Origin of the sequence: Deinococcus cellulosilyticus NBRC 106333 = KACC 11606 (assembly GCF_007990775.1) — a bacterium.
GTDB lineage: Bacteria > Deinococcota > Deinococci > Deinococcales > Deinococcaceae > Deinococcus_C > Deinococcus_C cellulosilyticus.
Genome location: NZ_BJXB01000001.1, coordinates 384,711 through 406,739, shown reverse-complemented (window position 1 = coordinate 406,739; position 22,029 = coordinate 384,711). Strand labels below are relative to the sequence as shown.

General features: G+C 56.4%; 20 protein-coding genes. 7 read left to right on the top strand and 13 right to left on the bottom strand.

The window, feature by feature from the left end:
* The first annotated feature begins 4 nt into the window (after positions 1-4).
* From DC3_RS01710 to DC3_RS01690, 5 genes are all read left to right on the top strand, one after another.
* Positions 5-256 (top strand): hexameric tyrosine-coordinated heme protein, encoded by a 252-nt coding sequence (locus DC3_RS01710; RefSeq protein WP_222594672.1) that lies wholly within the window; start codon positions 5-7, stop codon positions 254-256.
* Between the two features lie 319 nt (positions 257-575).
* Positions 576-2,192: a galactose oxidase-like domain-containing protein gene (locus tag DC3_RS01705; protein WP_186815764.1), complete on the top strand. Its 1,617-nt coding sequence runs from the start codon at positions 576-578 to the stop codon at positions 2,190-2,192.
* A 212-nt stretch (positions 2,193-2,404) separates the two neighbouring features.
* The gene (locus DC3_RS01700) at positions 2,405-3,121 is read left to right on the top strand and encodes a type 1 glutamine amidotransferase (RefSeq protein WP_146881848.1); all 717 of its coding nucleotides are present in this window, start codon (positions 2,405-2,407) and stop codon (positions 3,119-3,121) included.
* A gap of 122 nt (positions 3,122-3,243) precedes the next feature.
* The gene (locus tag DC3_RS01695; protein WP_146881847.1) at positions 3,244-4,287 is read left to right on the top strand and encodes a diiron oxygenase; all 1,044 of its coding nucleotides are present in this window, start codon (positions 3,244-3,246) and stop codon (positions 4,285-4,287) included.
* Positions 4,288-4,380: 93 nt separating this feature from the next.
* On the top strand, positions 4,381-5,193 hold the full coding sequence (locus DC3_RS01690) for an MIP/aquaporin family protein (protein ID WP_146881846.1): 813 nt from the start codon (positions 4,381-4,383) through the stop codon (positions 5,191-5,193).
* Positions 5,194-5,427: 234 nt separating this feature from the next.
* Here DC3_RS01690 and DC3_RS01685 read toward each other — a convergent pair whose 3' ends face one another.
* Together DC3_RS01685 and DC3_RS01680 are read right to left on the bottom strand one after the other, a co-directional pair.
* Entirely contained in the window at positions 5,428-5,637 is a 210-nt protein-coding gene (locus DC3_RS01685; protein WP_146881845.1) for a hypothetical protein, read from the bottom strand.
* A gap of 170 nt (positions 5,638-5,807) precedes the next feature.
* Positions 5,808-6,383, bottom strand: coding sequence for a chloramphenicol phosphotransferase CPT family protein (locus DC3_RS01680; protein ID WP_146881844.1), 576 nt, complete (start codon positions 6,381-6,383; stop codon positions 5,808-5,810).
* A gap of 81 nt (positions 6,384-6,464) precedes the next feature.
* Between DC3_RS01680 and DC3_RS01675 the strand changes: the two genes are divergently transcribed.
* Both DC3_RS01675 and DC3_RS01670 read left to right on the top strand, forming a co-directional pair.
* A complete protein-coding gene (locus tag DC3_RS01675) occupies positions 6,465-7,688 on the top strand; it encodes an AAA family ATPase (RefSeq protein ID WP_146881843.1) in 1,224 nt (407 codons plus the stop codon).
* Positions 7,681-8,502 (top strand): HNH endonuclease family protein, encoded by an 822-nt coding sequence (locus DC3_RS01670; RefSeq protein WP_146881842.1) that lies wholly within the window; start codon positions 7,681-7,683, stop codon positions 8,500-8,502. Before DC3_RS01675 ends, DC3_RS01670 begins: the two co-directional genes overlap by 8 nt.
* A gap of 55 nt (positions 8,503-8,557) precedes the next feature.
* On the opposite strand, the gene DC3_RS01665 is transcribed toward DC3_RS01670, so the two are convergent.
* The 11 genes from DC3_RS01665 to DC3_RS01615 all read right to left on the bottom strand — a co-directional run bounded on the left by DC3_RS01665 (position 8,558) and on the right by DC3_RS01615 (position 21,913).
* Positions 8,558-10,063 carry a CoA-acylating methylmalonate-semialdehyde dehydrogenase gene (locus tag DC3_RS01665; protein ID WP_246130501.1) on the bottom strand — a complete coding sequence of 502 codons (1,506 nt, stop codon included), beginning with the start codon at positions 10,061-10,063 and terminating at the stop codon, positions 8,558-8,560.
* A 56-nt stretch (positions 10,064-10,119) separates the two neighbouring features.
* Positions 10,120-11,448: an aminotransferase class III-fold pyridoxal phosphate-dependent enzyme gene (locus tag DC3_RS01660; RefSeq protein WP_146881841.1), complete on the bottom strand. Its 1,329-nt coding sequence runs from the start codon at positions 11,446-11,448 to the stop codon at positions 10,120-10,122.
* Between the two features lie 211 nt (positions 11,449-11,659).
* The gene (locus DC3_RS01655; RefSeq protein WP_146881840.1) at positions 11,660-12,418 is read right to left on the bottom strand and encodes a PucR family transcriptional regulator; all 759 of its coding nucleotides are present in this window, start codon (positions 12,416-12,418) and stop codon (positions 11,660-11,662) included.
* Positions 12,419-12,443: 25 nt separating this feature from the next.
* Positions 12,444-13,757 carry a M20 family metallo-hydrolase gene (locus DC3_RS01650; protein WP_146881839.1) on the bottom strand — a complete coding sequence of 438 codons (1,314 nt, stop codon included), beginning with the start codon at positions 13,755-13,757 and terminating at the stop codon, positions 12,444-12,446.
* 88 nt (positions 13,758-13,845) lie between these two features.
* On the bottom strand, positions 13,846-14,901 hold the full coding sequence (locus tag DC3_RS01645) for an ABC transporter substrate-binding protein (protein ID WP_146881838.1): 1,056 nt from the start codon (positions 14,899-14,901) through the stop codon (positions 13,846-13,848).
* A gap of 58 nt (positions 14,902-14,959) precedes the next feature.
* Positions 14,960-15,928, bottom strand: coding sequence for an ABC transporter permease (locus DC3_RS01640; protein ID WP_146881837.1), 969 nt, complete (start codon positions 15,926-15,928; stop codon positions 14,960-14,962).
* The gene (locus tag DC3_RS01635) at positions 15,907-16,773 is read right to left on the bottom strand and encodes an ABC transporter permease (RefSeq protein ID WP_246130499.1); all 867 of its coding nucleotides are present in this window, start codon (positions 16,771-16,773) and stop codon (positions 15,907-15,909) included. The genes DC3_RS01640 and DC3_RS01635 overlap by 22 nt, the downstream gene beginning before the upstream one ends.
* Complete coding sequence (locus DC3_RS01630; RefSeq protein ID WP_246130498.1) at positions 16,770-17,585, bottom strand: ABC transporter ATP-binding protein; 816 nt, start codon at positions 17,583-17,585, stop codon at positions 16,770-16,772. Before DC3_RS01630 ends, DC3_RS01635 begins: the two co-directional genes overlap by 4 nt.
* Before the next feature lie 12 nt (positions 17,586-17,597).
* Positions 17,598-18,980, bottom strand: coding sequence for a dihydropyrimidinase (hydA, locus tag DC3_RS01625; RefSeq protein ID WP_146881836.1), 1,383 nt, complete (start codon positions 18,978-18,980; stop codon positions 17,598-17,600).
* 238 nt (positions 18,981-19,218) lie between these two features.
* Positions 19,219-20,598, bottom strand: coding sequence for an NAD-dependent dihydropyrimidine dehydrogenase subunit PreA (gene preA, locus DC3_RS01620; protein ID WP_146881835.1), 1,380 nt, complete (start codon positions 20,596-20,598; stop codon positions 19,219-19,221).
* Positions 20,591-21,913, bottom strand: a complete 1,323-nt coding sequence (locus DC3_RS01615; protein WP_146881834.1) for an NAD(P)-dependent oxidoreductase — start codon at positions 21,911-21,913, stop codon at positions 20,591-20,593. The genes preA and DC3_RS01615 overlap by 8 nt, the downstream gene beginning before the upstream one ends.
* Positions 21,914-22,029 lie beyond the last annotated feature (116 nt).

Below are 22,029 nucleotides of genomic sequence, written 5' to 3'. Positions count from 1 at the left end.
CAGGGTGGCCGAACCCCTGTCCCTGATCACTGCGACACCGGAAGAGGGCCGACAGCTTGCAATCATGCTGGCCCGCAAGAGCATCGTCGCCATGCAGCCAGATCCTGAGGTGCGCAAAGCCCTCAGGCCAGATTATGCAAAAGACACCATGCAACTGATGATTGCTGCGCAGGTGGTTGCGCTGGAATTCCAGACCATCGCACAGGCAAACAACCACTGGAAGCAGGTTTTTACTGAAAGTCAGCCAGAAAGCTGATCTTTTTGCAGGGGGAATTTCCAGAGCAGGCTGCTCGGGGATTTCCCCTGTTTCATGCAGGGTGATCCCCAAGTCTTCCACCCATCACAGCAGAAAAACACCGTCGCAGATTATACTTTCCCGGAAGATCAGGGCGTTTGTTCTGTCAGCGTAATATATTTGACAACTTTAACCATCCCTTATACCATCCATTAGGAGTACTAATTAATTTGCTTCGGGCAATCCCCCGACCATTGTCTGAAACAGGCATCCATCCCTTTCTGCACTGCAGAAAGCAGAAAGCCTCATGCAAAAATTGGTCACTCGCGAGGAGAAGAAGATGATGAAAACCACAGCACATTGGATCAAAGGTGTCGGCACAGCTGCACTGCTCACCGCACTCATGGCCTGCAGCAGCGTCACCACCGCTCCGGAAGGCACTGTCGTGCAGCAGGACCTCACCGGAGACGAATCCGACCTTGCCAGACCCGTCAGTTCCCGCGCACAACTGGGCTACTTCACCCCCGCACGTGCATGGCCCCTGGTCGCCGTTCACATGGGCCTCCTGCCCAATGGAAACGTGATCAGCTGGAGCACCAGCGACGACACCGGCGACAACATTTTCGACCCCCCCAGCAGCGGCGAACATGACCTGACTTTCGTGGATGTCTGGAACCCCAGAACCAATGTGCACACCCGCTACGACAACCAGACCGGCACCGAACTGTTCTGCGCAGGACACACCCTGATCCCCGATGGCAAGGTGCTTGCCGCAGGTGGACACGACGGTCTGGGCCCTGTGGACTTCTATGGCCGCCCTGACACCAACCAGTTTGACCCCGCCACCAACACCTGGACCCGCCTGCCAGACATGCAGTACACCCGCTGGTACCCCACCCTGACGGTGCTTCCCAACAAGGAAATCCTGTCCACCGGGGGCGTGAACAACGGTGCAGCCGCAGACCTCCCCGAAATCTGGAACACCACCACCGGAAGCTGGCGCACCCTCACCACCGCATCCACCAGCGTGTTTGGCGGCAAGTTCGAGCACCTCTACCCCTGGATGCACGTCAACAGCGAAGGTCTGGTCTTCAACTCCGGTCCTGGCGTGCTGATGGGCAAACTGAACACCTCAGGCACCGGAAGCTGGACCGTGATCGGTCAGCGGGACAACCACGACCGTTACCACGGCAGCAGTGTGATGTACCAGCCGGACAGGCTGCTGGTCACAGGTGGCGTCACCAACAAGACCCCCGACACCTCAGGGAACTACGATGGCAGCACCAACGAATCCCTGCTGGTGAATGCCGTCACCGGAGCCAAAACTGCCGCTGCCCCCATGTTGTTCAAGCGCAGCCACCACCAGGCCACCCTGCTCCCCAACGGCGACATCTTCGTGAACGGCGGAAACAGCAGCGGCAAACAGTGGGACGACTCCACCCCGGTTCTGGACAGTGAAATCTACCGCCCCAGCACCAACACCTGGAAACGGGCCGCCAGAGCTGCTGTGAGCCGCAACTACCACTCCACCTCCCTGCTGCTCCCAGACGGACGCGTGCTGGTGGCCGGAGGAGGCATCGGGGCAGGCGAGGACCACAACCACCGCGACGCCGAAATCTATTACCCCCCTTACCTGTTCAACCTGGATGGCACGCTCGCTGCACGACCCGGCATCAGCTATGCCCCCAGCAAACTCGGGTACAACCAGGTTTTCCCTATGACCATGAACAGCTCAGCTGCGGTCTCCAGGGTGACCCTGATCCGCTTCGGTTTCGTGACCCACTCTTTCAACCTTGACCAGCGTTTCCAGGACCTCAAATTTGCCCAGGGCTCCTACGGTCAGCTGAGTGTGCTGTCTCCCCTCAACAACAAGGTGGCCCCTCCCGGTCATTACATGCTCTTTGCCCTGAACAGCAAGGGTGTGCCTTCCGCAGCGAAGATCATCAACATCCAGTAAACGGTCCTGAATCTGTCTGACCCGACCAGGCACCCGGACCCGACCAGGCCCTCCCCCGTTCTTGCAGGACCCCGACCTCCTGCAACGACGCTGCACCTGAAGCTTTACCCCATTGCACCTGCACTCCATTCAACATTTGCTGCTTGACCGTCTCGCATTGAGAAAAACCCATTGATTGTGGTGAAGGCATCAGCCTTCACCCAGGAGAAGCCATGAAAGACATCTGGATCATTCAACACATCCGCCAGGAAACCCCCGGAACCCTGGCCGAACTGCTCCTCGAAAGAGGGTTCAACCTGCGCACCTTCCACCCCTACCTGGGCGACACCGTGCCCACCCAGCCTGAAAACATTGCCGGTCTGGTCGTGATGGGTGGACCCATGGGCGTCTACGACAAAGACACCCACCCCAACCTGACCCAGGAAATGCAGCTCATTCAGAATGCCCACCAGGCACAGGTTCCTGTGGTCGGGATCTGCCTCGGAAGCCAGCTCATTGCAGCAAGCCTCGGAGCAGAAGTGCGGTCCAGCGGATACAAGGAAATCGGCTGGTACAACGTCAAACGCCAGAGCAGCACCGACCCCCTCTTCAAGAACCTCCCTGAAAACTTCATGGGTTTCCACTGGCACGGGGACATCTTCGACCTGCCAGAAGGGGCAGAACTGCTGGCTTCCAGCGCCCTGACCACCCATCAGGCCTACCGGGTGGGTGCATCCACCTACGGTCTGCTCTTCCACATGGAAGTGACCCCACAGATCGTGCAGGACATGGTGCAGGTCTTCCAGGATGAACTTGCCCAGGAGGGCCTCTCTGGAGCCGACATCCTCAGGGAAACCCAGAGCCTGCTGCCTGAGCTGAAACAGCACGCCCGTCAGGTCTTCGGTGCATGGATCGAGCTTGTCGAATCCCGCATCCTGACCGTGCACTGAGCTTTCCTTGATTTCATCCCCACATTGCGTTTTTACTTCGACAGTTGCCTGAAACAGGCACCTCTGGACCCTTTTGTCCAAAACATCCCTGATGCTGCACAACCGCAGCACTGGAGGTCATCATGTGTGGAATTGCCGGATTATTTATTGGCTGTGCCCTTGAAGCCGTCTGCCCCAAGCGCCTGCTCGCCCAGGACCTCTCTGCTGCACCCGAGCAGGAGCCCTACAAATCCAAATTCGGTGACTGGTACGAGCGCTCCACCGTGCGGGCTGCACCCCGCCGCATGGTGCTGAAAGACGAGCAGGGTCTGTTCTTCTCCCCTGATTTCATCCCGATCATGAAACACCCCCTGATTCAGGAGCAGAGCGACACCGTGAAGCGCAACATCATGGTGCAGCAACTGTACCGCTATCTGGACTTCACCGCCAAACTGGAGCACGTGGTGGTCAACCGGGTGGCCATGTCCATCGCCAACGGGTACCTGGACTTCAACCTGCCCCGCGAAATGGTCTTTGACGCCTACAAGATCTACTGCGACGAGGCCTACCACGCCCTGTTCTCCGCTGACCTCCTGATGCAGGTGGAGGACCTGACCGGCATCCGTGCCGTCACCCAGCAGTTGCAGCCGTACTTCATCCGCCGACTGCATGAACTGCAACACCAGTACAGTGAGAGCAACCTGCAGGAGCTTGTGGAGATCTTCTTCGTGATCATCAGTGAGACTTTGATCTCTGGGTTCCTCTCCGACATCCCCACCGCCAGGGATGTGAAACCCTCCATCCGGGCTGTGGTGCGGGACCATGCCATCGACGAGGGCAAACACCACGTGTACTTCGCAGATTTCCTCAAGCGCATCTGGCCCCAGCTGGACAGACGCTACAGGAAAGAGATCGGCAAACTGCTGCCCAGCCTGATCTACGCCTTCCTGAGCCCAGATGTGGATTCCATCCGCACAGAACTGTCCTCCTACGGCATCCCCAGAGACCACATCGAGCAGGTCATCGCAGAGACCTACACCAAAGAGATCGTTTCAAGCCACATTGCCAATTCCATCTCCTCTCTGGGCCGTTACCTGCGTGAACTGGGCATTCTGGATGATCCCGAAGTGCAGGACCGCTTTTATGAAGCTGGCCTCCTGAAGCGCGAAGACCTCATCCTGGGCTGAACCTCAAATTCACAAGACCGTTTGATCCTGCTCCCGTGCTGGTTCACGTCTGGCACGGGAGGATTCTCCTGATTGCATCACAAAGGAAAACCCATGAAATACACAACCGGACAGGAATTCATTTCAGAACTCATCGGAACGCTGGTCCTGATTGCTTTTGGACTGGGCGTGGTCGCCATGGTGGTGCTCTTCCCAGCCACACCTGCCATCCCTGGCGAGGTCGTCAAGGGAGGCTACACCAACATCGTGCTCGGATGGGGTCTCGCCGTCACCATGGGCGTTTTCATTTCCGCCCAGATCAGCGGAGCGCACCTGAACCCTGCAGTGACCCTGGCCCTCGCCGTCACCGGACGCTTCTCCTGGAGCAAAGTGCTGCCCTACCTTGCTGCCCAGATGATGGGGGCTTTTCTGGGAGCTGCCATTGTCTTTGCGGTGTATTACGGTCAGTGGATCAAGGTTGATCCCACCTTCAGCCAGACTGCGGGTGTGTTCAGCACCTTTCCTGCAGTTCCCGGATTCTGGCCTGGATTTGTGGATCAGGTGGTGGGAACAGCCCTCCTGATGGGCATGATTCTGGCCATCGGAGACCACCTGAAAACCCCCTCCGCAAAAGCACTGGCCCCTGTGGTCTTTGGTCTGCTCGTGGTTGCCATTGGTGCGTCTTTTGGTGGCATGCACGGCTTCGCAGTCAATCCTGCCCGTGATCTTGCCCCAAGGCTCTTTTCTCTGGTGGCCGGATTCGAAAACAACGGTCTGGTGGGCAGCACCATCTGGATCATTCCTGTGGTCGGACCCATTGCTGGTGCACTGGTCGGCGCATGGCTTTATGACCTGACCATCGGGAGGGCTCTGAAAAACGAGTCGGCACCTTCTGTCCCGGCTGCAGCAGTGCAGGAAGCTGGCTGATTTTTGATCACGCTACAACGAGGCCTATTGACCTTCGCCAAAAGAACTGTAGGTTTCTCAAGTGTCCTAACCGTTCCATTCGCTTTGCTCAGCAAAAAGCACTGTAGTGCTTTTTGCGAACATCAATTACAGGTGTAGACATGACTTGAGGCCACGTTGGTTCTCCGTGTTGTGGTCAGCAGCAGAAATTGATTTCTCAATTTCTGCTGCACTGCTGAAAAACATGTCTTAAGGTTAATCCTGCATGTTTTGATGTTCTCGTTCGATTTTATTGGTGTACAACCAGAAACCAATCGGAATGAGCGCAGACAATCCCATTGCCAGCATCACCCGTGTTCTTGGCGCTCCATCCATGCTTAAAAAGAACACCAGCTCAGCCACCACAATCACCACCAGGGCCATTTTACAGACGACCCTGCTCTTCTGAAACGCATCCTGATTCATGATTTCACAATAGACCATTCAACAGCGATGTTGCTGAGCTCAGCAAAAACCGTTTAAGCCTCTTCCTGTGTCCTGACCTTCATACTCGCTTTGCTCGACAAAAGTCTGTCAAACGGACTGTTGCTGAAAGCAATAAACACTGGTTCAAATTCTCAGGATGAAAACCAGGATCATGATGAAGTGAATTCTCGAAACAGTTGCTGAAACACCCCCGAAGACGCTCTGGCTTTCCAGGCAGCAATGATCTTTTCAGCATTGTGCTCTGGTGAATCTGTGGAATCCACCTCAAAGTCATAACCACTGAAGGTGTGGACGGTCTGGAAATCCATGCGGGCATCCCCGGGCCTGCGGTCTCCCCTTTGCAGTTCCCGGCGTTCCAGTTCCTCGAGTGGACAGTGCACCCCGACATAGAACACATCAAAAGCAGACAGACGCTGGACCAGTGCAGCAAGTTGTTCTCTGGTCTCCACGATGTAATCCACCACCAGATTGTTGCCTGCATCCAGCAGTCCAGAGAGGCAATTGAAATACCCCTCAAACAATTTGGGACGCATCACGGGCCAGGAAAAAGGGCCTTCGCTGTCCCTGCGATCTGGCAGAACCTCCCCACGGAAAAAGAAAAAATCCAGGGAAAACTGCAAAAAAGGCTGGTCGATCTGTGCCTGGATGGCCCTGCACAGGGTGGACTTTCCTGCACTGGAAGCTCCGTTGAGCAGGATGATCTGGCCTTGCTGGTTCTGGGTCATGGGGTTCAGCGTATCGGTTTACTGCACCCTCTGACATCTGCCGAATGGCTGCAAGCTCCATTGCCCACATATAATATTTCCATGCCAGGGTACGAAGAAACCGCTTATCTCCGAAAATTGCACTTGAAAAACATTCGTCTCTTTAAAGACCTGCAACTTGATTTCGTTCATGAAGGTGCCCCCAGAATGCGCACCCTGATCATTGGACAGAATGGCACAGGCAAAACCACCCTGCTGCGCACCATTGCCCTTGCCTATGCAGACGTTCGGGAAGCCAGGCTCCTGGTGGATCTGCACAATGGGCATTTCACAGGGTCTGGTGGGCTCGGGCAGATCACTGCGGAAACCTTTCGTGGCACATCCATCACATTTAATCTTGAACGAGAAAAAAACCATGACCTGATCCGGGCTGGATATGGAATGTCCTTTGATCGAGAAAGGCCTGGAGAATTTGTTGTTGGCTATGGAGTTTCCCGTTCAAGCTCCGAAAAATCAAGCCGAACCAGCAGCCAGTATGAAGTTTCAGGGGCCACCCGAACCCTGTTTGAAGCTGGCAGCGGTCTGGCCGATCCAGAATTGACCCTGAGACGCATCCAGGATTTTTATGGAAAGCAAAAATACACCTCTTTCATGACTGGCATTCAAAAGGCTCTGGGATTGCCACGTGGTGCAAAACTGGTGATCAACAAAGGTGGAGGTGTATTCATCGAGCAGCCCAGAGGAGAAAAAATTCCACTGGAAGGCTGGGCGGATGGGTACCGCCTGACTTTCCAGTGGGTGATTGATGTTTATGCCTGGGCACTCAACCATGAAAAGTTTGACCACTCTCAGGAAATCAGTGGACTGTTGCTGATTGACGAAATTGAACAACACCTGCACCCCAGACTGCAGTACAGCCTCATGCAGAATCTGTCTGTTCTGTTTCCAAAGATGCAGATCATTGCGACCACCCACAGTCCCATCGTGACTCTGGGTGTGGACCCCAGTGAGGTGGTGGTGCTGAAACACATTTCTCCATCTGAAGTCACTGTGGCAGAAGCCCCGGATTATCGACTGTCCACCCTTGAAGATCTGGTGGAAAGTGAACAGATGTTCGACACAGAAATCTACAGCTCACACCTGAAAGCCATTTCTGATGAATACGATGACCTGGTCAGCAAAAGTGAGAAACAGAGAACCCCTCAGGACCTTCATCGCATGAACTTGCTTGCCACCCAGATGCAATCTGAAGACCCCGACGACCTGATTCTCAAGGAACTCAGAAAGCTGGAACAAACCCTCCGGCAGGAACGCAAAAATGATTGACATTGTTTTTAACCGCAAAGATGCACGCGGCAAAGACATTCGCCCCAACAAAACATGGTTCAACTCTGCCGCAAAACATACTGCTCTGGCCATTGCAGAAACCGAGAACCCGGCCATTGGAAAACATGAAGCCCGGTCCTCTGTGTATGGGCATGATCAGGTAAGGATGGCGCTGGAGAAACTCTTTTATGGCAAGTGTGCCTACTGTGAAACACGCATCACGGGCGCTGTCTGGGACATTGAGCATTACCGTCCCAAAGGGGCAGTCGCCAATTGTCCAGGCCATCCTGGTTACTACTGGCTGATCTACGACTGGAACAATTTGCTGCCTTCTTGTGCTCCGTGCAATCAGAACCTCTCAGATCGCCCCCTGTGGGATGATCCGACCCGCATTGCTGCAGCAGGCAAATTCACCCAATTCCCTCTGAAGGACGAAACCAAACGGGTCAGACATCCCTCTGGCAACCTTCTGGATGAAGCACCCCTGCTTTTGCATCCATGTGTGGACCATCCCGAAGCAGAAATCAAGTACAGTCCACTGGGCAGAATCATTGAACGGGGTGCCAGTGATCGATTGAAAGCCACAATCAGAATCTGCAACCTGAAACGCAGAAGGCTGGTCAGGAATCGTCATTCTGCCATTCAACGCACCATCCGTTTGCTTCGTCTGATCCACAACCTTGAAACCCTGGGGCACACCCAATCTCTGGCAGAAGCAAAACAACTGCTGGAGGAACACTTCATCAGCAACGAAGCTGAGTATGCAGGTGCTGCACGAAATGTCTGCAATGAACCCGCACGTTTTGGTGTTTGAATCCCGCATCAAACGAAGAAGCTCCCCGAAGGGAGCCTCCTGCAAACATTCTGGTTTAGCGGGTCTGCGGGAATCCGAGGTCCACTTTCGATGTGCTCGGATCAGGCCAGCGGCTCGTCACCACTTTGGTGCGGGTGAAGAACTTGATGCCGTCCGGTCCGTACATGTGGGTGTCCCCGAACAGACTGGCTTTCCAGCCTCCAAAGCTGTAATAGGCCACAGGAACAGGAATGGGCACATTCACCCCGACCATGCCAGCATTGCACTCGAACTGGAACTTGCGGGCCACCCCACCATCGCGGGTGAAGATGGCGGTTCCGTTGCCATAAGGGTTGTCGTTGATGAGGTTAAGGCCCTCCTCATAGGTGTCCGCACGCACCACACACAGCACCGGACCGAAAATCTCATCCTGATAACAGGACATGTCTGGCGTCACGTTGTCGATCAGGCTCACCCCGAGGAAGAAGCCATTTCCAGGCACTTCAGTGCTGCGACCATCCACCACCACTTTGGCACCCTGGGTTTCTGCGCCTGCGATGTAAGAGGCCACTTTGTCTCTGTGTTCTCTGGTGATGAGAGGTCCCATTTCGCTCTGGGGATCATTCCCTGGACCTACTTTGAGTTTCGGGAGGCGCTCAGAAATGGCCTCGACGAGTTGATCTCCCACCCCACCCACAGCGACCACCACCGAGATGGCCATACAGCGCTCTCCGGCAGAACCGTATGCAGCAGAGACCGCAGCATCTGCAGCCATGTTGATGTCCGCATCGGGCAGGACCAGCATGTGGTTTTTTGCACCGCCCAGAGCCTGCACCCGCTTGCCGTGTTTTGTTCCGGTTTCATACACGTACTGGGCAATCGGGGTGGAACCCACAAAACTGATGGCAGCAATGTCCTTGTGGCTCAGCAGATGGTCCACAGCCACCTTATCGCCCTGCACCACGTTGAACACCCCATCCGGGAGTCCTGCCTGTTTCAGCAGATCGGCCATGAAGAGGCTTGCACTGGGGTCCTTCTCACTGGGCTTCAGGATGAAGGTGTTCCCGCACCCAATGGCATTGGCAAACATCCACATGGGCACCATCGCAGGGAAATTGAACGGCGTGATCCCTGCCACCACCCCCAGAGGCTGAGGAATGGAATACACATCCACCCCTGTGGAAGCCTGCTCGCTGTAATTGCCTTTCAACAGGTTGGGAATCCCACAGGCGAACTCCACGTTCTCCAGACCACGGGCGATCTCGCCCAGAGCATCGCTGGTGACTTTCCCGTGCTCAGCAGTGAGCAATTTTGCCAGTTCCAGACGGTTCCTGTCCACCAGATCCCGGAACTTGAACAGGATGTCAGCCCGTTTTGAGAGCGGGGTGCTCCTCCAGGTTTTGAAGGCCTCTTTAGCCACTGCAATGACATGATCCAGTTCCTCTGTGCTGGCAAAATCCACGGTGGCCTGAATTTCTCCGGTGGCCGGATTGTACACGTTGCCGTGCCGTCCGCTGTTGCTGGGGGTGACGGTGCCGTTCACCCAGTGGCTGATGCGTTTGATGTCCTGACTGATGGTCATTTTGGGTACCTCGTTGGGTTTGAAATCTGTAGGGGCGAGGCATGCCTCGCCCTGGGTCAATCCGCGGCCGGAGCCTGAATCATCTCATCGACCAGGGCCAGGGCTTCCTCGTACACGTCCAGCCCCTTGTCGAGGTCTTCCTGGCTGATCACCAGGGGCGGGCAGACCCAGACCATGTTGAAACGCACGAAGGCATAGATGTGTTTGCTTTTCAGGTAAGCGGCCAGTTTCTGCATTTCTGGAGAACTGCCATTGAAAGGGGCCAGAGGTTCACGGGTTTCCTTGTTCTTGACGAGTTCCAGCACGCTGAAGAGGCCAATGTAGCGCACATCCCCCACACACGCGAACTTCTCTTTCATGGCTTCGAGACGCTGCCCAAGGTGGTGGCCCAGACTGTTCACGTTGTCGAAAATGCGTTCCTCTTCGTACACATCGAGGTTGGCAATGGCAGCAGCGCAGCTCACCGGGTGACTGGAGTAGGTCAGGCCGCCCCACAGCATGGTGTTCTCAAAATGCTGTGCAATTCTGTCCGAGACAATCACAGCACCGAGGGGCATGTACCCGGAGGTCAGGCCTTTGGCACAGGTCACGATGTCTGGCTTGATGCCGTAGTGCTGGGTGGCAAGGTAGGTTCCAGTGCGGCCAAATCCGCTCATCACCTCATCGTCGATGAGGAGGATGCCGTATTTGTCGCACAGGGCGCGCAATTTGGGGTAGTAATCATCGGGGGGAACCAGCAGACCGTTCGATCCTGTGATGCCTTCCACCATGATGGCTGCAATGGTGTGGGGGCCTTCCATCTGGATGACCTCTTCAATGTGGCTCACGCACTCCCGGTGGCACCAGTCGGGTTGCTTCCCGAAAGGGCAGCGGTAACAGTAAGGATCAAACACGCGCACAATTCCGGGAATTCCCGGCTCCACAGGCCAGCGTCTCGGATCACCCGAAGCCGTCATGGACCCCATCGTTGCCCCGTGGTAACTGCGGTAACGGGTGATGATCTTGTCCCTGCCGGTCACCAGACGGGCGATCTTCATGGCGTTCTCGTTGGCCTCACTGCCTCCGAGGGTGAAAAAACTCTTGGCAAGGCCAGTCACTTCTGCAAGTCTCTTGCCGAGTTCCCCTCTGGGTTTGCTGGCAAAAGCAGGGGCTGCAAAGCACAGTTCATCCACCTGCTTCTTGATGGCCTCCAGCACTTTGGGATGCTGGTGCCCCACGTTGATGTTGATCAGTTGAGAACTGAAATCCAGCCAGTGGTTGCCATCCCCATCAAAAAAGTAGGCTCCTTTGCCTCCAGCAATGTGGATGGGGTTGGCCTGGCTCTGCACCGACCAGGAGAACAGGGTGTAATCACGGTTCTGCTGGATGACTTCCTTGCTGTCCATAAATTTCCTCCGGAAATGTCGAGCGACCTGTGCGACGCGGGCCATCCCGCAAGCACTTTGTGAGGTCAAGAAGGGCTGAGAGCCGAGGGCCGAGAGCACCAGGGTCATGCCTGTCTTGCCTCAAATCTTCAACTTGCAATGGAACGAAAGGATCACACCAGAGCATGGAACATGGATCTGGAAGAAGGGCGGGATGGGGTTTCCTTGCTCCCTATAGTATTTTTTTGTTTTCCTGCCTCACAAGAGACAGAGTGTCAAAATCTGTGGGTTCCAGCACCAGCACTTCCAGTGCAACTTGCAAGTAAAGCTGTCTTTTTGGGGAATCCAGATCTCCCAGCATGCCTCTCAGCTGTTCCAGACGGTAATAAATGGTCTGTCTTCTGACCCCGAGAATGCGGGCGGCTTCTGCAATGTTGAACTGGTGGTTTAGCAGGGTCTGCAGGGTGCTTAAAAGGGAACTTCTGGGACGGCTGGGCAGGCTCAGGATGGGTCCCAGCTGATCGGCCAGAAATTGCGTGTGGCGGCCCGTTTCAACCAGGGCTTCAATGATGGGGTTGCCTTCCAGGGTGGTTTCCCTGTGGGGCTGCAAAATTCTCTGGTGGGCTGCTCGGGTGAGGTCTGCATAACGCACTTCTTCCTTAAAGACCATCAGGGGAAAATCATAGAGTCGGGCTGCAGCAAGGACATCCTGCGGGACCTCCTTCATCCACTGCACCAGTTCGATGATCAGCCCATGGGCTCCCCCCTGCGCCAGAGAGGTGATGAAGTTCGCCTGCTCCTGGGGTTTTGCACGGGCCAGTTCCACCCCGGTGGTCAGCAGGAGTTCCCCACCAGACAGGAACCTGTGCGCATCCAGCACTTCACTGACGTGCACCCAGGTCACCACCTGATTCAGCTGACTGAACCCACACAGCACTTCTGCTTTGCGGAACGCTGGAAGGTTGAGAATTTCCTGCAGGGTGGGGAGCATGGTCACCTCTTCAGATTCAACTTTCTCACAGGCTCTCGGCTCTGTCTTGACCCGAAGTCGTGCTTGCGGGACGGCCCGCGTCGCACTGGTCGCTCGGCCCTCGGCCCTCGGCGTGATTGAGCACCCACCCAATCACCTGATCCGTCAGTTTCCCGAGTGCCGTCACGCTCATTTCGATGTGCTCTTCTAAAGTGTCTTCGATCTTGTTGTGGCTGATGCCGCGCAGACTCTGCACGAACAGCATCACCGTGGGGATGCCTGCTCTGGCGACCTCAGCAGCATCATGGAGAGGGCCGGAGGGCAGGCGATGAACCACTCCGGCAGTTTCCTGAATGGCCTGTGCGCATGCGTCGATCAGGTCCGGGTGGAACAGAATGGGTTCAATGTTCCACAGGTAGCCAAATTCCACTTCAACGTTGCCTTCTTCAGCAAAGCGTCTTGCAGCATCCTGGGCTTCCTGCCACATGGCTGCAAGATGCTCTGCATCCAGGTGACGCTGGTCCAGGGTGATGGTGCACTCCTCGACCACGGAGGTCACGATTCCAGGTTTGGTGGTGCAACTGCCGATGGTACAGACCCCGTTGTGGCGGGCTGCGATCTCATAGATTTCCTGACTCATCTTGCCCGCAGCCAGGAAGGCATCCTTACGGACGTTCATGGGCGTGGAGCCTGAGTGGGCCGCCTGACCTTTGAAGGTGATGGTGTGTCTTTCCACACCAACGGTTCCCAGTACCGCTCCCAGAGGAAGCCCCATGCCTTCAAGGACAGGTCCCTGCTCGATGTGCAGTTCCAGATAAGCTGCAATGTTCTGCTGGCCCTCTTTTGCTTTTGGTGCATCCGAGAGGGTGATCCCAACATTTTGCAGGGCGTCTTCCAGAGGAACCCCATCCCGGTCTTTGAGCTTGCGCATGGTTTCCACATCGAAGTACCCGGAGAAGGCACTCGATCCGTAAAGACTGCGGCCAAACCGTGCCCCTTCTTCATCGGCCCAGTCCACCAGTTTGAGGGTGATGTCCGGGGTGCCCCTGCTCTGGATGTCCCTGAGGACTTCCAGCCCAGCAAGCACATTCAGGCAGCCATCCAGCCAGCCTCCATTGGGCACAGAATCCAGGTGGCCTCCGATCACCAGGGTGGTGTCGCTTTTCCCTTTGAGGGTGGCCCAGAGGTTCCCTGCAGGGTCCATCTCGTAAGGAATGCCAAGAGCATCCAGTTTGTCCTTCAAGAATGCCCGTGCAGCCAGCCACTTCTCGGTGAATGCCACACGCTGGGCACCGTTTGCATCCCCGGTCAGTTCTCGCAGGGCTTTGAGTTCTTCGACAGTTCGACTCGGGCTGAGCATGACCTCTCCTTTCTGGAAGGGCGCAGCACGCTGCGCCCCTACGTGATTCAGACCAATGTAGGGGCGCAGCGTGCTACGCCCTGTGGGGTTATTTCGCCTTCTTCCCTGTTGCCATTTCCCAGATGCTGTAATCCACTGCAGAGGCAGGTGGGGCAGATTTGAGGATGCCCAGATCACGCAGCAGTTTCACGTTGCTGGCGTAGGTTTTGGCGTCCAGCAGACCAGCGTTGCCCTTGAGGGTGGGGCCTGCGTTGTAGAGCTTGGCGACTTCGGCCATCTGCCAGGTCTGGTGGGCACGGGCATCTGCGCGGGTGCCAGAGCCTTTGCAGGTGTTGCCGCAGAGGGGCAGCACGATGCTGACGGCTTCCTTCTGGTTCTTGACGGCATAATCCCAGCCTTTGAGGGAGGCTTTGACCAGTTTGGCTGCAATCTCCTTGCCACTCATGCCGCTGTTTTTGAAATTGGGGTTGTTCAGCACACGCTCACTGCTGAACATCAGGTCCTCAAGCAGGTTGATCCCGTAATCGCTGGCCTTGAAGACCCTGATCTTGTCCATGCTGTACCCGAGGCCGACGATCTGATCCACCTCGTTGTAAGTCATGGCAGACACCAGATCCACCTTGTCAGGGAAAACGATGCTGGGGTCAAAAGGATAGGTCACGGCCTGCACGTCTGGGCGGGCCACGCTGGAATCCAGGCTGCTGGTCATCTTGTATTTTTTCAGCAGGGCGACTGCAGGGTATTCGTTTCCGCTGGGCCACACCCCGATGCGTTTGCCCTTGAAGTCTGCGGGTTTGTTGATGCCACTGCTCTTGAGGGCCACCAGGGTGAATCCGCTCTTCTGGAAGATCTGGGCGATGTGCACCACAGGGAGGCCGTTCTGACGGGCAGTCAGCAGGTCGGTGATCCAGGTGGTTCCGAAGTCAGCGGTTCCGGTCACCACGGTCTGGATGGGGCTCTGGTCTCCGATGGGCAGGAATTGCACGTCCAGACCTTCTGCTTCGAAATAGCCCTTTTCTTTGGCCACAAAGAATCCTGCAAACTGGGCCTGGGGGAACCACTTGAGCTGCAGTTTGACCTGCACGAGGTCTTTTGCGCTGGCTGCGCCGCCGAGTAGAAGTCCGATCAAGACGAGTTTCTTCATACCTTCCTCCTGGGTGTTGCGGGAACTGAAACAGGGAATCGGTGGAACTCTTTAGGGCTCAACTGCGGTAACTGGCGTGCCATCCGGTGACTTTGCGTTCCAGGGCACCTATGAGGGAGAAAAACACGATGCCGATGACTGAGGCTACCACAATGGCAGCCCACACGATGTCGAAATTGAAGCGTCCAGCTTCAATCTGAATCCTGAAACCCAGCCCATTGCCTGTGGTGCCAAAGAATTCTGCAACAATGGCACTGATCAGGCTCAGGGTGGTGGAAATCTTGAGGGCGTTGAAGAAGTAGGGCATGGCAGTGGGCACCCGCACGTCGAAGAAAACGCGCATGGGGCTTGCTCCGTATGAACGCATCAGATCGAGGTGAAGAGGGCTGGCACTCTGCAGACCCCGCACCACATTCACAATGATCGGGAAGATCACCGTCACAGCGACCACAGCAGCTTTGGAGGGCCACTCCAGACCAATGGCCTTAACCATCACAGGGGCAAGTGCAACAATCGGGATGCTGGAGAAGATGCTGGCATAAGGCAGAATGCCCAGTTCCAGAAACTTGTACCGGGCCACCGCCATAGAGGCCAGCACACCAATCACAATTCCAGCCACAAACCCGATCAGGGCTTCGAGCACGAAGGTGTAGAACACATCCAGCATCAGCACTTCACGGGCGTTGTACAGGGCGACCACCACGCGACTCGGGGTGGGGATGAGGCCTGCAGGCACCTCGTTGACCCTGAGCATCGCCTCCACAAAAAGCACAGAAACTGTGAAAAGCAGGGCTGCGGGAATGAAATCCCGTCTGTTCTGGGCCACAAGTCCCACTGCTGTGAGGCCAACAAACAGGGACAGCACGGTCACGATCTGCAAGAGGAGTTTCTGGGACACCCCCTGCTGCTGGTTCAGGGTGTAGGAGATGAAAAACAGCACCAGATGGGCGAGCAGAACCAGGGTCCAGGAGATCCAGGCCCTGGAGGCTTGAGGACGGTTTTCTTTCATGACCGAGTAGCTCGCCATGGGGCCACCATCCTTTCCAGCAGGTTGATGAGAGCAACAAGCACGATTCCCAGGAGTGCTCCATAAAACATGATCACCCACAGGGCGATGGTGTCACTGGCACGGGAGTTCTCTGCCAGCATCTTGCCAATTCCCGAAAAGCTGATGGTGCTGATCTCAGCAACGATGCTTCCGACCATCGCAGCTGTGGAAGCCACTTTTAACGCTGTAAACAGGAAAGGCACCGAAGCAGGGAACCTCAGCAGGGTGAACACCTGCACCCGGGAGGCGTTGTAGGTCTTCATCAAGTCGAGTTGCAACGGGTCCGGGCTTTTCAGGCCCTTGCTGACCCCGATCACAATCGGAAAGAAGGCGATGTAAGCGGCAATCAGGGCCTTGGGAAACCATCCCTGCACTCCATATTGACCCAGAATCACGGCCAGCATGGGAGCAATGGCAATGATCGGGACCGTCTGGGAGGCCACGAGCCAGGGCAGCACTGCACGCTCAAAGCTGCCACTTAGAACAAGCAGAATTGCCAGCAGCAAACCCACTGCAGAGGCCAGGGCAAGGCCCACAATGGCCTCTCCAAGGGTCACCAGAGCATTGTAAGGAGCAGAGGTGGGGGCCAGAGGAGGAATGGTCAGGCTCTTGATCCCTTCGCCAAGCTGAGCAGGGGCAGGAATGACCGGGTTTCTGAGCATGTAGACACACTCCGAGACCGTTTTGCAGCCAATGTCTGCGCCCGTTTCAAGAGAACGCTGGGCCACCGGTGAATTCGCCCAGATCATCAGGGGGTAATACAGCAGCACAATGATCACAGCCACCACCAGCAGAGGCAAAGTTCTCTGCAGGAGGGTGTTCATGCGTGACCTTTGCGCAGAAGTTCACGGATTTCGGTGGCGATCTCGAAGAACCTGGGGTGCTCGCGGGTCTCCACAGAGCGAGGCTGCGGAAGGTCCACATTCACGATGCCCTCGATCTTGCCGGGCCTTGCGGTCATCACCACCACGCGGGTGGAGAGAAACACTGCTTCGCTGATGCTGTGGGTCACGAAAATCACGGTCTTGCCAGTTTCGCGCCAGAGCCTCAGGAGTTCCATGTTCAGGTTCTCTCTGGTGATCTCATCGAGTGCACCGAAAGGCTCATCCATGAACAGGAGGGGCGGGTCAAACGCCAGTGCACGGGCAATGCTCACCCGTTGCTGCATCCCCCCTGAAAGTTGGAAAGGAAAGTTCTTCTCGAATTTTTCAAGGCCCACCAGCCTGAGCATCTCGCGGGCTTTTTCGAGGCGGTTCTCTTTCGGGAAGTTCATGACTTCCAGCGGCAGCATCACGTTTTTCAGAACACTGCGCCAGTCCATCAATGCAGGAGCCTGAAAAACGTACCCATAAGCACGGGACTCTCTGGCCTTTGTGGGGGTCATCCCCTTGATCGAGATGTCACCAGAGGTTGGCGTCTGCAGGTCGGCCAGAATCCTCAGCAAAGTGGTCTTGCCACACCCGGAAGGTCCAATCAGGCTGATGAACTCTCCAGGCTGGATGTCCAGGTTTGCCCCCTGCAAGGCGATGGTTTCGGTGTCCTGGGTGCGAAAGATCATGGTCACATCGCGCACGCTGACCAGTGGAGGACTGGAACTTGATGAATTGCCCTGTGTGAAATTGTTCTGTGCGGTCACATCCCACCTGCCTCAGAAATGAGAGGGTTTGCGCCTGAGGAACTGGCCTCTGGATGCATCACCCACGAACTTGCCGTCTCTGACCTGAACCTGGCCCCGGACCGTGACAACCTCGGGTTTCCCGTCGATCTCCCAGCCCTCAAAGCCGTTGTAATTGTTGTTCACCGTCTGGGTTTTCACGCTGATGGTGCCCCGGTAATTGGGATCATAGATCACCAGATCGGCGTCACTGCCCACTGCGATGGTCCCCTTTCTGGGGAAAAGGCCGAAAAGTTTTGCTGCTTTCGTGCTGGCCGCATCCACAAACCGGTGGATGTCCAGATTTCCGCGACTCACTCCATAGGTGTAAAGCAGGTTCACCCGGTCCTCGATGGCAGGAATGCCGTTGGGGATCTTGGTGAAATCTCCACGGCCCATGTCTTTCTGCTCCACATCAAAGGGGCAATGGTCCGTGCCGACCGTGTCGATGAAACCCTGCTCAAGTGCAGCCCACAGGTGTTTCTGGTTGCTCTTGTCTCTGAGAGGCGGAGACATCACGTATTTCGCACCCTCAAAATCGGGCTTCTCTGCAAAAGTCTTGTCCAGCAGGAAGTGCGGAATCACCGACTCTATGTAGAGGGGCACCCCTTTGGATTTCGCAGCCATGGCCCGTTCCAGCGCAGCCTGACAGGACAGGTGCACGATGTAACCTGTGGCCCCGGTCATCTCCACAAAAGTGGCGAAACGGTTGGTGCCCTCGGCCTCCACCTGCACCGGGCGGCTCTTTTCATGGTACTCGGGTCCTGTTTTCCCCTCTGCCAGCAGTTTCTGCTGCAACTGGGCCACCAGTTCCGCGTTCTCACAGTGGGCGGTCACAATCACCCCCAGCTTTTTCGCCAGGGTCAGGACCTGATACAGCTCACCATCCTCCACCCCGAAGAAATTCTTGTAGGACAGGAACACCTTGAAAGAAGAAATCCCGTCTTCAACAATCTGCTTCAGCTGGCTTTCCACGGTGTCATCAAACTTCGAAATGCCCATGTGGAAAGTGAAATCACAGGCACTGTTGCCTTCCGCCCTGGATTTCCACAGGTTGTAAGCCTCCCAGTGGTCATCGTTGCGGTTCGGGCAGCACATCTCAATGAACGTGGTGGTCCCCCCGATCAGTGCAGCCTGACTGCCCGTGGTGTGGTTGTCCTTCGCAAAAGTCGCCATGAAAGGCAGGTAAATGTGCACGTGCGGATCAATGAAGCCCGGAAAAATGTATTTCCCTGTGGCATCAATGACCTCCAGATCCTCATCGTCCATCTCCAGGTCCAGACCGATCTGGGTGATGGTCTCGTCCTGCACCAGAATGTCAGCCTTGTAGCGGGTGTCTGCGGTGATGATTTCGCCGTTCTTGATCAGCAGTGGCATAGCACGAAACATCCTTTCATTCGAAACTGATGACTTTGCCTTCCAGCTCCCCTGAAAAATCCAGCACTTGACCTCTCTGTCCTATGAACGATTCCATCTTAACCAGAATGTCTCAGGGATTTCCCTCTTTTGGAAAGGGCGAGGCACGCCTCGCCCCTACAGGTGTTGTCTCAGATTTCTGCCTCTGGGCGCAGCACGCTGCACCCTTACATCTGCCTTCTGCCCTCGGCGCGAAGCGCTAGTGAATGTCAATCCCCACATCTTTCCGGTATTCCTCCATCACGCCCCAGTCGGTGCCCACTTCGGGTTTTTCGGTGGTGAGGGCACCCCAGGTGATGGATTCGCGGCCCGAGGGAACACTGACCATTTCAATGCAGTTGTCCACGGGGCAGACGTTGTAGCACAGGGCGCAGCCCACGCAGTCTTCTTCGCGGACGCTGGGGGTGGGGCGGGTGACGGCGACCTGTTTGCCGTTCACACGGGGGTCGTAACCGGGAGCCACGACAGCACCATCCGGGGCGATCAGGTCGATGCACTGGTGGGCAGTGTCGTTGCAGGCCACGTAACAGAGGTTGCACTGGATGCACTTGTCGGGGTTGATGCGGGCCACGGCCTGATAGGACAGGTCGAGGTCGTTGAATTTGGAGACCTGAGGGAGGCTCTGTCCGGCCACGTCGTAGATGGTGGCGAAGCCTTTTTCATCCATCCAGTTGGACAGGCCTTCAATCATGTCTTCCACAATGCGGAAGCCGTAGTGCATGACGGCAGTGCAGACCTGCAAGCTGGTGGCCCCGAGCAGCAGGAATTCTGCGGCGTCTCGCCAGTTGCTGATGCCCCCAATCCCGGAAATCGGCACCCCTGAGCGGAGCACATTGGGGTCGGTCATCAACTCGGTGAGGAGGTTCAAGGCGATGGGCTTGACTGCGGGTCCGGCATAGCCTCCGTGGGTGCCTCTGCCCCCGATGCTCGGGGTGATGCGGAGGGTGTCGAGGTCCACTTTCATGATGCTGTTGATGGTGTTGATCAGGCTGAGCGCATGGGCTCCCCCGGCCAGTGCTGCGTGGGCAGGTTCAATGATGTGGGTGATGTTGGGGGTGAGTTTCACAATCACCGGAAGGCGGGTCATGCTGGTCACCCAGGCGGTGTTCATCTGGCACATCTCCGGGACCTGCCCCACTGCTGCGCCCATCCCGCGTTCACTCATGCCCTGAGGACAGCCGTAATTCAGCTCGATGCCGTCTGCTCCGGTGTCCTCGATGCGCATGATGATGTCCTGCCAGGCTTTGGGGTCTGCCTCCACCATGGCAGAGACGATCACGGCACGGTCGGGCCACAGGCGTTTGACTTCTGCGATTTCACGCAGGTTCACTTCCAGCGGGCGGTCCGAGATCAGTTCCACGTTGTTGATGGCCATCAGGCGCTGTCCACCAATGCTCAGTCCCCCATAGCGGTTGCTGATGTTCAGGACGGGGGCACCAATGGTTTTCCATACGGCCCCTCCCCACCCGGCTTCAAAGGCCTTGTTGACCTGGTAACCGGAGTTGCTCGGGGGTGCGGAAGCCAGCCAGAACGGATTGGGGGAACGGATGCCTGCAAAGTTGATGCTGAGGTCAGCCATGGGCGACTTCCTTTCTGATGCTCAGGTTCTCGTGGATGGCAGCCGCAGCAATCTTGCCATCCTGCACGGCCATCACCGTGGAGGCGGTGCCTTTTGCACGGATGCAGTCTCCCCCGGCGTACACATTGGGGATGCTCGTCTGCAGGGTGTCATCCGTCCTGATGTAGCCTTTCTCCAGTTCCAGGCCGAGGGTGACAGCCAGGGCGGGTTTTTCCTGCCCAATGGCCTTGATCACCTGATCGCAGGGGATGATGAATTCAGAACCGGCCACAGGTCGCGGGGTGGCACGTCCTGAAGCGTCGGGTTCTCCGAGTTCCATCTTCACGCACTCGAGACCCAGGACCCTCCCCTCTTCGGTGATCACCCGCACAGGCTGGGTCAGAAAACTGTACTGGATGCCTTCTTTGAGGGCAAAGTGGTATTCGTGCTCATAGGCGGTCATTTCGCTTTCGGTGCGGCGGTAGACCATGGTCACGTCTGCCCCTGCCCGTCTGGCAATGGTGGCTGCGTCGATGGCGGTGTTCCCTGCCCCGATCACCACCACGTTGTCTCCAACCCGCAAATTGGGAAGGTCGATTTTGCTGTCTTCAATGAACTTCAGACCGTCTTGCAGGTATTCTTCTCCGGGAATGCCCATGGCAGGCACGGCCCCGAGGCCCACGGCAAGGAACACGGCATCGTATTGACCGACCAGGGCGTCGAATTCTTCTTTCGTTTCGATGCTGTGCCCGGTCTGCACCTGCACACCCAGTTTCTGCACCGATTCCACTTCACGCAGGGAGACTTCCACGGGTTCGCGCAGCACGATGATGCCGTAAGTCGAGAGCCCTCCGGCCAGATCCCGTTTTTCATAGAGGGTCACGGCGTAACCCAGTTTGGCAAGTTCTGCACTGCAGGACAGTCCGGCGGGTCCCGAGCCGATCACGGCCACTTTCATGCCGTTGCTCTCCCCTGGCTGGAAAACCTCAATGCCTCTGTCCTGCACATGGTCCACAGCATAACGTTGCAGACGACCAATCATGATAGGCTTGTGGTCTTTGCCCAGCACGCACGCCCCTTCACAGAGTTCCTGCACCGGGCAGACGCGGCCACAGGTGCCTCCCAGAAAGTTGGATTCCAGGATGGTCTTCGCACTGCCGCGCAGATTTCCTGAAGCAATCTTTTTGATGAAGGTTGGAATATCAATGTGGGTCGGGCAGGCCTGAATGCAGGGCGCATCATAGCAGTACAGGCAGCGGTTCGCTTCAGTGAGCGCTTCATGCTGGGTGAGGGGAGCGTAATATTCCTGAAAACCGGAGGATGGATCTTTATGCATCAAAACAACCTCTCCGACCTGCCCTGATGCTTCTGTTCAAAACACCCGGAGTCAGGTCTGCACACGAATCTGGTTTTTTCGGGAATGGTTCGTGCCCTCACTGGAGCCGACTTAAC

Bases quoted from the DNA above. Each gene is read 5' to 3' on its own strand.
- DC3_RS01695 (WP_146881847.1), top strand. From the start codon at position 3,244: ATGTGTGGAATTGCCGGATTATTTATTGGCTGTGCCCTTGAAGCCGTC.
- DC3_RS01680 (WP_146881844.1), bottom strand. From the start codon at position 6,383: ATGACCCAGAACCAGCAAGGCCAGATCATCCTGCTCAACGGAGCTTCC.
- hydA (WP_146881836.1), bottom strand. From the start codon at position 18,980: ATGCCACTGCTGATCAAGAACGGCGAAATCATCACCGCAGACACCCGC.
- DC3_RS01635 (WP_246130499.1), bottom strand. From the start codon at position 16,773: ATGAACACCCTCCTGCAGAGAACTTTGCCTCTGCTGGTGGTGGCTGTG.
- DC3_RS01690 (WP_146881846.1), top strand. From the start codon at position 4,381: ATGAAATACACAACCGGACAGGAATTCATTTCAGAACTCATCGGAACG.
- DC3_RS01660 (WP_146881841.1), bottom strand. From the start codon at position 11,448: ATGGACAGCAAGGAAGTCATCCAGCAGAACCGTGATTACACCCTGTTC.
- DC3_RS01650 (WP_146881839.1), bottom strand. From the start codon at position 13,757: ATGCTCAGCCCGAGTCGAACTGTCGAAGAACTCAAAGCCCTGCGAGAA.
- DC3_RS01675 (WP_146881843.1), top strand. From the start codon at position 6,465: ATGCCAGGGTACGAAGAAACCGCTTATCTCCGAAAATTGCACTTGAAA.
- DC3_RS01615 (WP_146881834.1), bottom strand. From the start codon at position 21,913: ATGCATAAAGATCCATCCTCCGGTTTTCAGGAATATTACGCTCCCCTC.
- DC3_RS01640 (WP_146881837.1), bottom strand. From the start codon at position 15,928: ATGGCGAGCTACTCGGTCATGAAAGAAAACCGTCCTCAAGCCTCCAGG.
- preA (WP_146881835.1), bottom strand. From the start codon at position 20,598: ATGGCTGACCTCAGCATCAACTTTGCAGGCATCCGTTCCCCCAATCCG.
- DC3_RS01705 (WP_186815764.1), top strand. From the start codon at position 576: ATGATGAAAACCACAGCACATTGGATCAAAGGTGTCGGCACAGCTGCA.
- DC3_RS01645 (WP_146881838.1), bottom strand. From the start codon at position 14,901: ATGAAGAAACTCGTCTTGATCGGACTTCTACTCGGCGGCGCAGCCAGC.
- DC3_RS01665 (WP_246130501.1), bottom strand. From the start codon at position 10,063: ATGACCATCAGTCAGGACATCAAACGCATCAGCCACTGGGTGAACGGC.
- DC3_RS01670 (WP_146881842.1), top strand. From the start codon at position 7,681: ATGATTGACATTGTTTTTAACCGCAAAGATGCACGCGGCAAAGACATT.
- DC3_RS01685 (WP_146881845.1), bottom strand. From the start codon at position 5,637: ATGAATCAGGATGCGTTTCAGAAGAGCAGGGTCGTCTGTAAAATGGCC.
- DC3_RS01700 (WP_146881848.1), top strand. From the start codon at position 2,405: ATGAAAGACATCTGGATCATTCAACACATCCGCCAGGAAACCCCCGGA.
- DC3_RS01655 (WP_146881840.1), bottom strand. From the start codon at position 12,418: ATGCTCCCCACCCTGCAGGAAATTCTCAACCTTCCAGCGTTCCGCAAA.